Annotated in this window: 18 protein-coding genes; 7 read left to right on the top strand and 11 right to left on the bottom strand. The window is 62.9% G+C overall.

All coding sequences use genetic code 11. The features are described 5' to 3' along the window. Positions 1-112 precede the first annotated feature (112 nt). From NKK50_RS18125 to hisB, 8 genes are read right to left on the bottom strand one after another with little or no spacing between them, the layout of a single operon-like run. The gene (locus tag NKK50_RS18125; RefSeq protein WP_023681408.1) at positions 113-436 is read right to left on the bottom strand and encodes a phosphoribosyl-ATP diphosphatase; all 324 of its coding nucleotides are present in this window, start codon (positions 434-436) and stop codon (positions 113-115) included. An 8-nt stretch (positions 437-444) separates the two neighbouring features. Further along, complete coding sequence (gene hisF / locus NKK50_RS18120; RefSeq protein ID WP_023828820.1) at positions 445-1,251, bottom strand: imidazole glycerol phosphate synthase subunit HisF; 807 nt, start codon at positions 1,249-1,251, stop codon at positions 445-447. Continuing rightward, positions 1,248-2,084, bottom strand: a complete 837-nt coding sequence (locus tag NKK50_RS18115) for an arginase family protein (protein ID WP_023828819.1) — start codon at positions 2,082-2,084, stop codon at positions 1,248-1,250. Before NKK50_RS18115 ends, hisF begins: the two co-directional genes overlap by 4 nt. Then, positions 2,081-2,827: a 1-(5-phosphoribosyl)-5-[(5-phosphoribosylamino)methylideneamino]imidazole-4-carboxamide isomerase gene (gene hisA, locus NKK50_RS18110; protein ID WP_023672317.1), complete on the bottom strand. Its 747-nt coding sequence runs from the start codon at positions 2,825-2,827 to the stop codon at positions 2,081-2,083. Before hisA ends, NKK50_RS18115 begins: the two co-directional genes overlap by 4 nt. 3 nt (positions 2,828-2,830) lie before the next feature. After that, positions 2,831-3,121 (bottom strand): DUF1330 domain-containing protein, encoded by a 291-nt coding sequence (locus NKK50_RS18105; protein WP_023672318.1) that lies wholly within the window; start codon positions 3,119-3,121, stop codon positions 2,831-2,833. Position 3,122: 1 nt separating this feature from the next. After that, entirely contained in the window at positions 3,123-3,773 is a 651-nt protein-coding gene (gene hisH, locus NKK50_RS18100) for an imidazole glycerol phosphate synthase subunit HisH (RefSeq protein ID WP_023672319.1), read from the bottom strand. Between the two features lies 1 nt (position 3,774). Beyond that, positions 3,775-4,251 carry a DUF2628 domain-containing protein gene (locus NKK50_RS18095; protein ID WP_023828818.1) on the bottom strand — a complete coding sequence of 159 codons (477 nt, stop codon included), beginning with the start codon at positions 4,249-4,251 and terminating at the stop codon, positions 3,775-3,777. A 4-nt stretch (positions 4,252-4,255) separates the two neighbouring features. Further along, positions 4,256-4,855 carry an imidazoleglycerol-phosphate dehydratase HisB gene (gene hisB, locus NKK50_RS18090; protein ID WP_023672321.1) on the bottom strand — a complete coding sequence of 200 codons (600 nt, stop codon included), beginning with the start codon at positions 4,853-4,855 and terminating at the stop codon, positions 4,256-4,258. Between the two features lie 236 nt (positions 4,856-5,091). On the opposite strand from hisB, the gene hslV reads away from it, so the two are divergent. The 5 genes from hslV to NKK50_RS18065 all read left to right on the top strand — a co-directional run bounded on the left by hslV (position 5,092) and on the right by NKK50_RS18065 (position 9,316). Then, on the top strand, positions 5,092-5,643 hold the full coding sequence (hslV, locus tag NKK50_RS18085) for an ATP-dependent protease subunit HslV (protein WP_023672322.1): 552 nt from the start codon (positions 5,092-5,094) through the stop codon (positions 5,641-5,643). Beyond that, positions 5,633-6,160 carry a GNAT family N-acetyltransferase gene (locus NKK50_RS18080; RefSeq protein WP_352543727.1) on the top strand — a complete coding sequence of 176 codons (528 nt, stop codon included), beginning with the start codon at positions 5,633-5,635 and terminating at the stop codon, positions 6,158-6,160. The genes hslV and NKK50_RS18080 overlap by 11 nt, the downstream gene beginning before the upstream one ends. A gap of 4 nt (positions 6,161-6,164) precedes the next feature. Further along, entirely contained in the window at positions 6,165-6,767 is a 603-nt protein-coding gene (locus tag NKK50_RS18075) for a DUF2585 domain-containing protein (RefSeq protein WP_352543726.1), read from the top strand. Between the two features lies 1 nt (position 6,768). Further along, positions 6,769-8,082 carry an ATP-dependent protease ATPase subunit HslU gene (gene hslU / locus NKK50_RS18070; protein WP_023672325.1) on the top strand — a complete coding sequence of 438 codons (1,314 nt, stop codon included), beginning with the start codon at positions 6,769-6,771 and terminating at the stop codon, positions 8,080-8,082. 277 nt (positions 8,083-8,359) lie between these two features. Then, complete coding sequence (locus NKK50_RS18065; RefSeq protein WP_352543725.1) at positions 8,360-9,316, top strand: DUF1402 family protein; 957 nt, start codon at positions 8,360-8,362, stop codon at positions 9,314-9,316. A gap of 148 nt (positions 9,317-9,464) precedes the next feature. Here NKK50_RS18065 and NKK50_RS18060 read toward each other — a convergent pair whose 3' ends face one another. The 3 genes from NKK50_RS18060 to NKK50_RS18050 form a co-directional block, all read right to left on the bottom strand. Continuing rightward, a complete protein-coding gene (locus NKK50_RS18060) occupies positions 9,465-10,700 on the bottom strand; it encodes an NAD(P)/FAD-dependent oxidoreductase (protein WP_352543724.1) in 1,236 nt (411 codons plus the stop codon). Next, positions 10,700-11,014 carry a MocE family 2Fe-2S type ferredoxin gene (locus tag NKK50_RS18055; RefSeq protein ID WP_352543723.1) on the bottom strand — a complete coding sequence of 105 codons (315 nt, stop codon included), beginning with the start codon at positions 11,012-11,014 and terminating at the stop codon, positions 10,700-10,702. Before NKK50_RS18055 ends, NKK50_RS18060 begins: the two co-directional genes overlap by 1 nt. 84 nt (positions 11,015-11,098) lie before the next feature. Further along, entirely contained in the window at positions 11,099-12,202 is a 1,104-nt protein-coding gene (locus NKK50_RS18050) for a fatty acid desaturase family protein (protein WP_023695983.1), read from the bottom strand. Positions 12,203-12,376: 174 nt separating this feature from the next. On the opposite strand from NKK50_RS18050, the gene NKK50_RS18045 reads away from it, so the two are divergent. Together NKK50_RS18045 and NKK50_RS18040 are read left to right on the top strand one after the other, a co-directional pair. Continuing rightward, entirely contained in the window at positions 12,377-13,408 is a 1,032-nt protein-coding gene (locus tag NKK50_RS18045) for a LacI family DNA-binding transcriptional regulator (protein ID WP_023695982.1), read from the top strand. A 373-nt stretch (positions 13,409-13,781) separates the two neighbouring features. Beyond that, positions 13,782-14,723 carry a sugar ABC transporter substrate-binding protein gene (locus tag NKK50_RS18040; protein ID WP_023684065.1) on the top strand — a complete coding sequence of 314 codons (942 nt, stop codon included), beginning with the start codon at positions 13,782-13,784 and terminating at the stop codon, positions 14,721-14,723. The last annotated feature ends 99 nt before the right edge of the window (positions 14,724-14,822 follow it).

Raw genomic sequence — 14,822 nt, 5'->3', positions numbered from 1 at the left:
GCATGAGGCCGAAAAGTGTGAAGCGGTTTTCGGGCGACATCATGCTCCCTCTATCAATTTAGAGACGGATTCAGATTTAAGGCCTCGGCCCGAAATCATCCGGCTCTAGCGGTCAGCCTTTCGGCCGGGATGCCTTTTCAGTGACGCCCGAACGGCCGGTGCGGCCCTCAAGCTCCTTCAGCACCTCGCCCAGCGAAACGCCGGCCATGCCAAGCACGACGAGCCAATGATATATGAGATCGGCACTTTCGGAAACGAGGGCTTTCTCGTCGCCCTTGACGGCGGCAATGACGGTCTCGACTGCCTCTTCACCAAGCTTCTGCGCCGCCTTGTCGATGCCTTTGGCGAACAGTTTTGCCGTCCACGAGTCCGGGTCGCCGGAACGGGCGCGTTCGCCAATGATCGTTTCCAGATCGGACAGCGAAAATTCAGCCATGGCGCAGCCTACAGCCTTTGTGGAGTGGATTGAACCGGGTAGTCCAGCCGCATCGGTAACCCGGCCTCGGCCATATGCGCCTTGGCTTCCGCAATCGTGTAAGTGCCGAAATGGAAGATCGAGGCGGCGAGCACGGCGCCGGCATGGCCGTCGCGAATGCCCTCGACCAGATGATCGAGCGTGCCGACGCCGCCCGACGCGATCACCGGCGCGCGCACCGCATCCGCTATCGCGCGGGTCAGCGCAATGTCGTAACCGGCCTTGGTGCCGTCGCGGTCCATTGAGGTCAGCAGGATCTCGCCAGCGCCGCGATCGACCATTTTTCGCGCAAACTCGACCGCATCGATGCCGGTCTTTTCACGGCCGCCATGGGTGAAGATCTCCCAACGGCCGGGCTCTTTCGGCGCCGACACCTTCTTGGCGTCGATGGCCACGACAATACACTGGTTGCCGAACTTGTCGGCGGCTTCCGCGACGAAATCGGGGTTCTTCACCGCCGCAGTGTTGATCGACACCTTGTCGGCGCCGGCCAGCAACAGTTTGCGAATATCGGCCACCTGGCGCACGCCGCCGCCGACGGTCAGCGGCATGAAGCATTGTTCGGCGGTGCGGGCGACGACGTCGAAGATGGTTTCACGGTTGTCGGACGACGCGGTGATATCGAGAAAGCAAAGCTCGTCAGCGCCGGCCGCGTCATAGGCTTTGGCCGCCTCGACCGGATCACCGGCATCGATGAGGTCGACGAAATTGACGCCCTTGACGACGCGGCCGTTCTTGACGTCGAGGCAAGGGATGACTCGGGCCTTCAGCATCAGCCCTTCTCCATCGTCGCCAGCAACTCGCTTAGCAGTTCGCCGACCAGCGGCGGAACCTCGGCCTGCGCATCGAACGCCGGATCATAGGCGGAAATGGTAATGCCGGAAATCGGCAGCAGGCCGGCCATGCCGCAGACAGCCTGGCGCAGCTGTTTCGGCTCCGGGCCGCCGGGCGTGGTGTAGCGGTTGGCCTGCAGCGCCCCGGGGTCGTGCACGTCGAGATCGAGATGCAGGTGCACCCGCTTCGCGTCCGGCGCCTTCAGCCTGTCGCAGGCCGTGGCCCAGTCCGGGCATTCGGTGCGGATGACCGGCAAAGTCTTCAACAGCTCTGTTTCGGCCGGATCGAGATCGCGCGCGTTGACCAGCACGCAGCGCGCCGGATCGATCGGCCTGAAGCCGGGGATGGCCGAGGCCATCGGCTTCCAGCACAGGCCGAGAACCGTGGCCAGCGCCATGCCATCGAGAAAGCCGAAGATGGACGTCTCCGGGGTGTTGAGATCGCCATGCTGGTCGGCCCAGATGATCGCATCGGCATCCTCGCCGGCAACCGCACCGGCCGATGTCAGGCAATTGCCGGCCAGCACGATGGGAAACCGGCCGCGGTCTATGGCGATGCGGACCTCGCCGGAGAGGGCACCGCACACGGCAAAGCCGGTGGCGATCTCGCGCTGCTGTTCGTCGCCAACCCTGCCGATATCGGTGACGACGACGTCATGCCCGGAGAGCGTCAGCGCGTCGACAAGCCCGCCGGCGATAAGTGCATCCGGGCCTCGGCCCATGCCGCCGTGATAGTGGCCACTGTCATAGGATGCCAGGATGATGGAGATTTTCACGGCCGGGTCTCCATCGCCTTGCCCTGCAGCACCGCAAGCGCCTCGGCCGGGTCGATACGCCCGTCATAGAGCGCGCGGCCGGAGATGGCGCCTTCCAGTTTCTTCGCGTCGGGCATGGTCATGCGCACGATGTCGGCGATCGAAGCCAGCCCGCCCGAGGCGATGACCGGGATCGAGACCGCGTCGGCGAGATCGATCGTGGCATCCCAGTTGATGCCGGTCAGAACGCCGTCTCGGTCGATGTCGGTGTAGATGATGGCGGCAACGCCGGCGCCTTCGAATTTCTGCGCCAGTTCGATGACGCCGAGGCTGGAAGCCTCGGCCCAGCCTTCGACCGCCACCTTGCCGCCCTTGGCGTCGATGCCCACGGCGATCTTTCCAGGAAATTCCTTGCAGGCTTCCCGGACCAGGTCGGGATCGCGCACCGCCACCGTGCCGAGGATGACGCGGGCCAGCCCGCGGTCGAGCCAGTCCTCGATCTGCGCCAGCGTGCGGATGCCGCCGCCGAGCTGCACCGGGTTTTTCGTCGCCTTGAGGATGGCGCCGACCGCCGCGCTGTTGACGCTCTGGCCCTTGAAGGCGCCGTTGAGGTCGACGACATGCAGCCATTCAAACCCTTGCTCTTCGAAGGCCTTGGCCTGGGCCGCAGGGTCGTCATTGTAGATGGTCGCGGTCGCCATATCGCCGTGCTTCAGCCGCACGCACTTGCCGTCCTTGAGGTCGATGGCCGGAAACAGGATCACCGTTCAGACCCCTTCCACAATGGCGAAATGCGAGGTCGAATAAGCGCGCCGGAATTTCAGCGCTGCCTGGTATTCGGGAGAATGGAAGCAAGCCAGCGCGACCTCGTAGCTTTCGAACTCGACGATCACATGGCGATTGCCGGATGGCCCTTCCGGGCTTGACGACTGACCGCCTCGCGTCAGGAATTTCGCGCCGTATTTGTCGAACGCCGCTTTGTTGGCGGCGATGTATTTCGGATAGTTTTCCGGATCGGTCACATCGACCATCGCCATCCAGTAGCCCTTCTTGCTCATCTCAAGGCCTCCAGCGCAGGAAGTTGGTGATCAGTGCCAGGCCGAGCGCCTGGCTCTTTTCCGGATGGAATTGCGTGCCGGCAAGGTTACCGCGCGCGACCGCCGCCGTTACCGGGCCGCCATAATCGGCGACGGCCAGCACTTCGTCCGGCCTTGTCGCGTCGAGATGGTAGGAATGAACGAAATAGGCGTGCAGACCCTTAGGCCCGGTCGCAATACCCGAAAACAGCGGGTGCTTGCGCTCCAGATCGATGGTGTTCCAGCCGATTTGCGGGATCTTCAGTGCCGGATCGGCGGGCGTGATCTCCTTGACGTCGCCGGCAATCCAGCCGAAGCCCTTGGTCACGGTCTTTTCCAGGCCGCGCTGCGACATCAGCTGCATGCCGACGCAGATGCCGAGGAACGGCCGCGCCTTGGCGATCGCTACCTCTTCCACCGCTTCCCACATGCCGGCGACGCCGCGCAGGCCCGCCGCGCAATCGGCATAGGCGCCGACGCCGGGCAAAACGATTCGGTCGGCGCTGCGCACCCGCTCGGCGTCGGCGGTTAGCTCAATGGCAGCGGCAATGCCGGCTTCATGCGCGGCGCGCTCGAAGGCCTTGGTGGCCGAGCGCAGATTGCCCGACCCGTAATCGATGATGGCAACCCGCATCTCAGGCTTTTCCCGGCGTATGGCTCAGGCCCAGCGTCAGCCCGGTCTGCGTCGGCCGGGCCAGGCTGGCGTCCGGCACGATGCGCGGCAGCGGCGCCGGCTCGTCGGCAAGCGCCTGGGCGTCCAGTGTCTGGCGGATGTCGGCATCGTCAGGATTGTCGGCTTCGACGACGCCCCATTCATGCCAGCCGCGGCGGCGCAGCGCTGCGATCCGCAGCCCTTGGCCTTCCAGCCCGATATAGAGCGAGACCAGTAAAGACAGTGCGGAGCCGGCCCAGTCCAGTCCCAGCCATTGGCCGAGCACCGAGATGAGCCCCATGGCGACGAAGGCGAGCGCCGCCTCGATCCACAGCCTGTGCCAGGCGAGCCACAGCGGCGCCACCAGGAAAGCCAGCCAGGAAAAACCGTCGCGGACCAAAACGGTTGCGTCGGACGCCTCGGTGCGGCCTGGCGGTTCCATCACGACATAGATGGCCATCAGCCTACCCTTTCAGAGATCCCTTGGTGGAGGGAACCGCTTCCGGCTGGCGCGGGTCGCGCTCCAGTGCGAAACGCAGCGCGCGCGCCACCGCCTTGAAGCAGGTCTCGGCAATATGGTGATTGTTGGCGCCATAATGATTGGTGACATGCAGCGTGATACCGGCATTCTGCGCCAGCGCCTGGAAGAATTCACGCACCAGTTCGGTGTCGAACGTGCCGATCTTGGGCGACGAGAAGGCGACATTCCAGACCAGGAACGGACGGCCCGACACGTCGATCGCGGCCCGCGTCAGCGTCTCGTCCATGGCAAGGTCGACAGAGGCGTAGCGCATGATGCCGCGCCGCTCGCCCAGCGCCTTGGCCAGCGCCTGGCCGATCGCAATGCCGGTGTCCTCGACCGTGTGGTGGTCGTCAATGTGCAGGTCGCCCTTGGCCTTCACCGTGATGTCGATCAGCGAGTGGCGGGACAGCTGGTCCAGCATGTGGTCGAAGAAGCCGACGCCGCTCGACATGTCGGATTTTCCGGTGCCGTCGACATGGACCGAGACGCTGATCTCGGTTTCCTTGGTCTTGCGGCTGACTTCGGCGGAACGGGACGCCATGACCTTGTCCTTGGCTGAGGGGTTCGAAACTCAAGACGGGGTTCCAAGCTGTCATTTGCTTAAAACGAAAGCCTTCTAGCAGCATGATCCGGCGATTGCCAGTTGCGATGCGGACAGCCACCGGCCATGGCGGACGCCGTTTGCAATCACCCGCCCCATGCATACATATGGCCGATCGAAATCACTCGTACCGCGCGCCAATCGCCTTATCGGGATCGCGCGAATCGGAGCTAAAAATGTCGAATGAACTGAGTATGCACGCCACGACCATCGTGACGGTGCGCAAGGGCAACAAGGTGGTGATCGCCGGCGACGGCCAGGTCAGCCTTGGCCAGACCATCATGAAAGGCAACGCCAAAAAGGTGCGCCGCATCGGCAAAGGCGGCAATGTCATTGCGGGTTTCGCCGGCGCCACGGCGGATGCTTTCACCCTTCTGGAGCGGCTGGAAGCCAAGCTCGAACAATATCCCGACCAGTTGACGCGCGCCTGCGTCGAGCTCGCCAAGGACTGGCGCACCGACCGTTATCTGCGCCGGCTGGAAGCGATGATGCTGGTGGCCGACAAGTCGGTTTCGCTGGCGCTCACCGGCACCGGCGACGTGCTGGAGCCCGAATTCGGCGTCATGGCCATCGGTTCCGGCGGCAACTATGCGCTGGCCGCTGCCCGCGCGCTGATGGACAGCGACAAGGATGCCGAGGAGATCGCCCGCAAGGCGATGCAGATCGCCTCCGACATTTGCGTCTATACCAACAACAACTTTGTTGTCGAAACGCTCGATGCCGGCTAACCCGCCGGTGCTCTATGATTTTCGACCGGTTACCGAAAAAGACCTGCCGATGATCGCCGGCTGGCTGGCCGAGCCGCATGTCGCCGAATGGTGGGACGATCCGGAGACGGAAATCGCCGAAATCCGGGAGCATATTGACTCAATTTCTGTAGAGCCGCTGATCGTCGAGCTCGACGGCAGGCCGATCGCCTATCTGCAGAGCTACGATCCGCATCTGGAAGATGGCCATCCCTATGCCGACCAGCCGTTCGGCACGCTCGGCATCGACCTGTCGATCGGCGTGCCTGACCTGGTTGGCAAAGGTCATGGCTCGGCGATCGTCAGGCAATTCGTCGAGCAACTGTTCGAGGAAGGCGCGCCGCGCGTCATAATCGATCCGCATCCCGGCAATGGCCGTGCCATCCGCGCCTATGAAAAGGCCGGATTCCGCGTCATTGATCGCAGGCACTCTAGATATGGCGACGCCGTGCTGATGGCTGTCGATGGCAAAGAGAGCGACGTGGAAGAAGGGGAATGAGTTGATGGCGACACCGGGCACTGCCAAAAATTACTCGGCCTACGAAGACAGCTGGCGGATGGGGCTTCTGCTCGTGCTCGCTCTGCTCATCTTCCAGGCCGGTGCGCTTTACGGCATGGGCCGCACGCCGATCTGCACCTGCGGTTACGTCAAACTCTGGCACGGTGTGGTGAACAGTTCGGAGAATTCCCAGCATATTTCCGACTGGTACACCTTCTCGCACATCATCCACGGCTTCCTGTTCTACGCCTTGGCCTGGTTCCTGTTCCCGCGCTCGCCAATCGGTCTGCGCCTGGCTTTCGCCGTCGTCGTCGAGGGCGGCTGGGAACTCCTGGAAAACAGCCCGTTCATCATCGAGCGCTACCGCGCCGGCACCATTTCGCTGGATTACTATGGCGATAGCATCATTAATTCGGTGTCCGACACGCTGGCCATGGTGCTGGGGTTTGTGATGGCCAGAAAGCTACCTATATGGAGCATCGTCGGCCTCGCCCTCATCTTCGAACTGGGTGTCGGCTACCTCATCCGGGACAATCTGACGCTCAACGTGATCATGCTGCTGCATCCGTTCGAGTCCATCAAGCAGTGGCAAAGTGGAATTCAGTGATATGACCACCTTCTCTCCCCGTGAAATCGTTTCGGAACTCGACCGCTTCATCATCGGCCAGAAGGACGCCAAGCGCGCCGTGGCCATTGCCTTGCGCAACCGCTGGCGCCGCCAGCAGCTGGAAGGCCAGATGCGCGAAGAGGTGATGCCGAAGAACATCCTGATGATCGGCCCGACCGGCGTCGGCAAGACCGAGATCTCGCGCCGCCTGGCGCGACTCGCCGGTGCGCCTTTCGTCAAGGTCGAGGCCACCAAGTTCACCGAAGTCGGCTATGTCGGCCGCGATGTCGAGCAGATCATCCGCGACCTGGTCGAGATCGCCATCGGCCTGGTGCGCGAGAAGATGCGCGAGGACGTGAAGGCGCGCGCGCACCTCAATGCCGAGGAGCGCGTGCTGGAAGCCCTGGTCGGCAAGACGGCGAGCCCGGCGACCCGCGATTCCTTCCGCAAGAAGCTGCGCGACGGCGAGCTCGACGACAAGGAGATCGAGATCGAGGTTGCCGACACCGGCACCGGCGGCATGCCCGGCTTCGAGATCCCCGGCATGCCGGGCGCTAATATCGGCGTGCTCAACATCAACGACATGCTGTCGAAGGCGATGGGTGGCAAGAAGACCAAGGCGCGCAAGACGACGGTCAAGGAATCCTACGCGCTGCTGGTCAACGACGAGTCCGACAAGCTGCTCGACCAGGACGAGGTGGTGCGCCGGGCGCTCGACGCGACCGAAAATGACGGCATCGTCTTCCTCGACGAGATCGACAAGATCGCCTCGCGCGAAGGCGGCATGGGCGCCGGCGTCTCGCGCGAAGGCGTGCAGCGCGACCTGCTGCCGCTGATCGAAGGCACGACGGTGGCGACCAAATACGGACCGTTGAAGACCGACCACATCCTGTTCATCGCCTCGGGCGCCTTCCATGTCTCGAAGCCCTCCGACCTGTTGCCGGAATTGCAGGGCCGCCTGCCGATCCGTGTCGAGTTGCGGGCGCTGGAGAAGGACGATTTCATTCGCATCCTCACCGAGACCGAGGCGAGCCTGATCAAGCAGTATATCGCACTGATGAAGACCGAAGGCGTCGATCTCACCTTCACCGACGACGCCATCGATTCGCTGGCCGGCATTGCCGTCGACCTCAACGCCAGTGTCGAGAACATCGGCGCGAGACGCCTGCAGACGGTGATGGAGCGTGTGCTGGACGAGATCTCCTACGACGCGCCGGACCGCAACGGCACCAGCGTCGCCATCGATGCCGCCTATGTGGAAAAGCATGTCGGCGACCTCTCGCGAAACACAGATTTGTCGCGATTCATCCTTTAAACGAGGGCGCCGGTTCATCCGGCGCCGGTATTAGAGCGCCGCGCGTCCTTTGGACGCGCAAAGGTCGCTCTAACAGTATTGAATCGACGCATCGGACTTTCCAAAAAATCGGTTTCGATTTTGGGCCGATGCTTAGGCAACAGTTTCCGGGCAAACATCATCGTGTGTGGCCGGATGGTATCATGCGGCCACCTTTCGTCTTGCTGGCTGCAAGGGCGCTCTCGACTCGACCGGGAGCTTTACCTAATTTGCGCGGCAATTCTCTAGGCGGCGGCGCATGAAAAAACTGATCCTGCTCATTCTCGGCTTGACGCTGGCGGCGACGCTGTTCGCGGCTGACGCGGCGACACTGGTGCCGGGGGGCAACCGCAATGCCGTGCAACCTGACATACCGGGCGCCTCCAGCCGCCGCACCCAGGCCACCAACACCACCTTCCAGGCCAAATACCGCAAGGTTTACGCCTTGCTTCAGAACGACGCCGAACTGCGCGCCAAGATCAGGAAGGCCGCCGCTGCCTACGGCATCAATCCTTTGCACATCGTCGGCGCCATCGTCGGCGAGCACACCTACAACGTCGACGCCTACGACCGGCTGCAGACCTACTACGTCAAGGCGATTTCCTACCTCTCCAGCAAGCTGTCCTTCGCCTATGACGGAGAGGACATCACCGATTTCGTGCAGCGGCCGGAATTCAAGAAGTGCACGATGTCGGACAGCTACGACCTGTGGGAATGCCGCGAGCAGGTGTGGAACCGCTCCTTCCGCGGCAAGACCGTCGGCGGCACAAGCTTTCCCAACGACCGCTTCGGCGCCACCTTCTTCCAGCCCTACTATGCCGGCCAGACCTTTGGCCTCGGCCAGCTCAACCCGCTGACCGCGCTGCAGATGAGCGATCTCGTGCACAAGGTGTCGGGGCTGCCCGAGCTCGATGTCGCCGATCCCAATGGGGTCTACAAGACCATCATGGATCCGGATCTGACATTGCCCTACGTCGCAGCGACGATCAGGAAGTCGATCGACGCCTACAAAAACATTGCCGGCTTCGACATCTCAGGCAATCCGGGGCTGACCGCCACGCTCTACAATGTCGGCAATCCCGAGCAGCGCGCCTATGCGCTGAAGGCTGAGAACGACAAGCGCCGCGCCGCGGGTGAGACGGTCAAGCTGCCGGAAGAGAATTATTACGGCTGGCTGGTCAACGACAAGCTGGACGAGCTGAAGGCGCTGTTTTAGTCCCTTTACCTTCCCCTTGTGGGGAGGTCGGACCGCAGGTCCGGGTGGGGGTCTGCGCCGCACCCCACCCCGCTGCTTCGCAGCGACTTGCCGGGGAGAGTCACGGGTCTCGCCCGTCCTTCGGACCCCCACAAGGGGGAGGGTAAACTCAAGCCGCCAGCAACGACTTCAACTTCACATCCTGCGACCCCAGCGCCTCCGGCGCCGGCTTTGCCCGTTTGGCGATCAGCATCTCGGCCAGCCTGATGTCGCGGGCCACCGCATTGCCGGGGCCGATGCCGCTCGCCGCCACCAGCCTGCCATCCTCGGCCAGGTGAAACAGAATGAAGGCGCCGCTTTCGAAGTCGCGGCGCACCGTGCTTTTGCCCTCGTCGGAAAGTCCGGCGATCTGCAGGCTGAGCCCATACTGATCCGACCAGAACCACGGCACCGCCGTATGTGCCTCGCCGGTGCCCAGCATATTCCTTGCCGCCAGCGCGCCCTGCTCCTGGGCATTGCGCCACGCCTCCAGCCGCACCCGCCGGCCGCCATAGACGGCGAGGGGAAATGAGCAGCAGTCGCCAGCGGCGAAAATATCGGGGTCGTTGGTGCGCAGCATGGCGTCGACGGCAATTCCGTTGTCGACGGTCAGACCCGCCTCGGCGGCAAGTCCGGTGACCGGCACGGCGCCGATGCCTATGACGGCGAGATCGGCGTCGATTGACCGTCCATCGGCGAGCATGATGCGGACCTCCGTCCCATCGTCGGCGATGGCTGCGATGCCTTGGCCAGTGAAGATACTCACCCCTTCGCTTTCATGCGCCTGATGGACGACTTCAGCGATCTCCGCCGGCACGCCACGCATCAGGATGCGTGGCTGCGCTTCGATGACGGTGACGGTGGCGCCGAGTTTGCGTGCTGCAGCCGCCAGTTCAAGGCCGATGAAACCGCCGCCGATGATGGCGATACGGTTTGCCGGGCTGAGGTGACTGCGAATGGCGAGTGCGTCGCCAAAGGTGCGGAGGTAGACGGTACGCGTGCCCAATCCGGGCATGGACAGCCTGCGCGGTGTCGAGCCGGTCGCCAGCAGCAGTTTGTCGTAGGGCAGGACCGAATCGTCCGACAGCCGCACCGCGTGTGCCGCACGGTCGATCGCCACGGCCTGGATGGAATGGATATGCCGGATGGATTTCTCGGCCAGCACTGCGTCGCTGGCGATCGCCTTGATTTCAGGCGCATCGCTGACCATCGCGTCTTTCGACAAAGGCGGCCGCTCATAGGGCAGATGCGGTTCGTCGCCGACCAGCGTCACCGGCCCGTCATAGCCGAGGTCGCGCAGCGCAAGCGCTGCTCGCCCGCCGCATTCGCCGGCGCCGATGATGACCATCCCCGCTTGCATCGCCATCAACCGATCCGGATCAGCACTTTGCCGGCCTCGACCTTCACCGGATAGGTGGCGAGATTGACGCAAACCGGCGCGCCGCGTGCCGCCCCCGTCTTGTAATTGAAGCGGCCATTGTGCTTGGGGCACTCGATGATGTCATCCATCACCAGCCCGTCGGCCAGATGCACCTTTTCGTGCGTGCACAGGCCATCGGTGGCGAAGTAGTCGTCATCGGGGCTGCGATAGATGGCGAAGGTGCGGCCGCCATGGTCGAAGCGCATCACATCTTCTTCGTCGATGTCGCCGGCAGCACAGGCTTCGATCCAGTCGCTCATGTGTTCCTCCCAAAAGCAATTCCAGGAAAGTGCGTTGCGGTTTTCCGTTCGGAGTTGCGTCAAAACAAAAGCTTAATCGCGCGATCATTCCGCCGCGGCGGTGACGGCGTCGTTGTGGAGTTCCTCGCGATAGGGCCGCGCCGTCGGCGGCAGTTCGCGCTTGAGGAAATAGTCCTCGTTGCGCAGCTGGCGCAAAAAGGCCGGGATCATCTCGCGGTAGCCGGCCAGGATCGACGGCGTCGGCGCCGGCAGATCGTGCTTGATCAGCGCATGCAGTTTAGGCAGCGCATGATAGGGCACCATCGGGAACATGTGGTGTTCGACGTGATAGTTCATGTTCCAGTAGATGAAGCGGCTGACCGGGTTCATGTAGACGGTGCGGCTGTTCAGCCGGTGGTCGATGACATTTTCCGCGAGCCCGCCATGCTGCAGCAGGCCGACCATGACATGATGCCAGGCGCCGTAGAGCCGGGGCAGCCCGACCAGCATCAGCGGCAGCCATGAACCGAAATAAAGCGCCAGCGCGATCGTCACGGCATAGATCGCCGTCCAGATGCGGGCGATGCGAATGGCTTTAGGCTGCTCCTGTTCGGGGATAAAAGTCTTTTCCGCCGCGCTGATATTTCCGGCGGCATTGCGCAGCATGTCCGACATCGCATGCCAGGCATCCAGCACGCCGATAAAGCCAAGCGCGACCCGGAACAGATCCGGCGGCCGCATAACGGAGATTTCCGGGTCGCGGCCGACGATGATGGTGTCGGTGTGGTGGCGGGTGTGGCTCCAGCGCCAGGTCACCGGATTGCGCATGATCATGAAGCAGGCGATCTGGTAGACCGCGTCGTTCATCCACTGCGTGCGGAAGGCAGTGCCATGGCCGCATTCGTGCCAGCGTGAATCGGTGGACGAGCCGTAGAGGACGCCATAGACGAAGAAGAACGGCACGCACCACCAGCTGCCCCAGAACCAGGCGCCGCCGGCGGCACTCAGGATCAGCGCGGCGAGCCAGATCGTGGTGTCGCGGATCGCCGGCCCATCGGAGCGCTGCATCAGCTCCTTCATCTGCTTGCGCGGAATATCGGTGTGATACCACTCGGCCGCCGACAGGCCGGTCTCGACGGCGAGCTTGGCGTCGCGGCCGATCAGGCTGTAGTCGCGCCGGGACGGTGGTGTGGATAGTGTCGCTTCCATAGGGGCTGCCTCCGTCGGCCACAGCATCCGTCAGGACGGATATGTCCATTACAGGCGCCTGTGTCCGAGCGCAAAATAGCGCCATGCGGTGATAGTCTCAATATCACAAAGATAGTTTCTATCATTTTCCATCAGAACGATGTAAGCAGTTGCAGGCACTCATGCGGGACAGTCATGGCAAAACGGCCAACCATCACCGATCTGGCGCGCATCTCCGGCGTTAGCGTCGCCACTGTCGACAGGGTGCTGAACAACCGGCTGCCGGTGCGCGAGGAAACCGCGCGCCGCGTCTATGAGGCGGCGACCGGCATCGGCTACCACGCCGCCGGGCTGATCAAGCGGCGCATGCGCCAGGAATTGCCGGAATACCGCCTCGGCTTTCTGCTGCTGCGGGGCAATGATGTTTTTTACGGCGATTTCGCGAGGGAGCTAGAAATGGCGGTCTCGCAATCGCAGCGCTTCCGCGGCGTCGCCACCATCGATTTCGCCAGCTCGCTAGCCGCCGACGAGATCGCCGCCCAGATGCGCAAGCTGGCAGCGAAATCCAGAGCAATCGCCGTTGTCGGTCCGGACCATCCGACGCTGACGGCGGTCGTGGAGTCGCTGAAAGCGAGGGGGCAACCTGTCTTCTCGCTGCTGTCCGACTTTGCCGCTGGCATCCGTGAGGGATATGTCGGCCTCGACAATCGGAAGGTCGGTCGCACCGCGGCCTGGATGATCGCCAGGGCGGCAAAGAACCCCGGCAAGGTCGCCCTTTTCGTCGGCAGTCATCGCTTCCACGGCCATGAACTGCGCGAGATCGGATTTCGCTCCTTCTTCCGCGAACATGCGCCGGACTTCACGGTGATGGAAACGCTGGTCAATCTGGAAGCCAACCAGGTCACCCACGATGCGATGATCGATCTCCTGGTGCGGTATCCGGATATTGCCGGCTGCTATGTCGCCGGCGGCGGCATGGAAGGCGCGGTCTCGGCGCTGCGCGCAGCGAAGCCCGCAAACATGCCGGTGGTCGTCTGCAACGAGATCAACGCCGAATCGCGCGCGGCACTCGCCGACAACATCCTGACAATGGTGATCTCGACGCCGCTCGCCGCCTTGTGCCGCGAGCTTGTCGACCTGATGGCGCATTCCATCGAGGCCGGCGCCGCCAACGCGCCGGGCCAGACCTTTCTGCCCTTCGACATCTATCTGCCGGAAAATATCTAACGCGTTGCCGCGCCGACCCGTTCGGCGTGGGCTCTCCCGGCGATGATAGAATCTATCAGAGTCGGCCTTCAGACTCGGCCTGGGCCGCTGTCGGCCTTGATTCGACGTGAAATTGCGGCGCGGCGACCGAAAATCCGCTTTCCGACTTAGGAATCGCTCTTGACGTCTCGCGAAAAAATGGAATAAATATTTCATCAGATTGGTATTTTGGTTCTTTCGTTCCGGAACATCTGTTTCAAACTGGGAGCCTGGCGTTCCATCCCTTGGACAAAACGCCATACGGAACAGGAAGGCATCAGGGAGCGATTCCTCGGGCTATCGGGGATTCCGGGTAGATCGGTGCAGCCGGACACCAATGTGGAGGAGAAACACAATGAAGAAACTGATTTTGGGCGTCGCCTTTGCGGCGCTGATGAGTTCGTCCGCTTTTGCCGCCAAGGTCGGCGTGTCGATGGCCAAGTTCGACGACAACTTCCTCACCGTGCTGCGCAACGGCATGATCGAGCAGGCCAAGGGCATGAGCGGCGTGGAACTGCAGGTCGAGGACGCGCAGAACGACGTCGCCAAGCAGCTCGACCAGATCAAGAACTTCGCCGCCTCGGGCGTCGACGCCATCATCGTCAACCCGGTCGATACCTCGGCCACGCAGGCGATGTCGGACGCCGCCGCAGCCGCCAAGATCCCGTTGGTCTATGTCAACCGCCAGCCGGTCAATGTCGACACGCTGCCGGACAACCAGGCCTTCGTCGCGTCGAACGAGGCCGATTCCGGCACGCTCGAGACCAAGGAAGTCTGCCGCCTGTTCACCGAGGCCGGCAAGAAGGAGGCCAATGTCTATGTCATCATGGGCGAGCTTTCCAACCAGGCCGCCGTGCAGCGCACCAAGGACATCGAAGAGGTGATCGCCACGCCGGAGTGCAGCTTCATCAAGATCATCGACAAGCAGACTTCGAACTGGAACCGCGACGAAGCGCAGAACCTGATGACCAACTGGCTGTCGACCGGCAAGCCGTTCGACGGCGTCATCGCCAACAATGACGAAAGCGCCATCGGCGCCATCCAGGCGATGAAGGCCGCCAACATCGACATGAAGACGGTCGTCGTCGGCGGTGTCGACGCCACGCAGGACGCGCTTGCCGCCATGCAGGCCGGCGACCTCGATGCCACCGTGTTCCAGGATGCGGCCGGCCAGGGCGCCGGCGCTCTGGACGCAGCGCTGAAGCTCGCCAAGGGCGAGAAGGTCGAGCACAAGGTCTACGTGCCCTTCCAACTCGTGACGCCAGCCAACATCGACAAGTTCCTGAAGAAGAACTGAGCCGGCGACTCGTTCGACTAACGGAGCGGCGCATCAATCGCGCCGCTCCCGTTTCCCTCACCGCCCTTACGTGCGGGAGGGCAAATGCCGCCTCACGGA

Origin of the sequence: Mesorhizobium sp. M0001 (genome assembly GCF_040324255.1) — a bacterium.
Taxonomy (GTDB): Bacteria; Pseudomonadota; Alphaproteobacteria; order Rhizobiales; family Rhizobiaceae; genus Mesorhizobium.
This window is presented reverse-complemented; position numbering and strand designations above follow the sequence as displayed.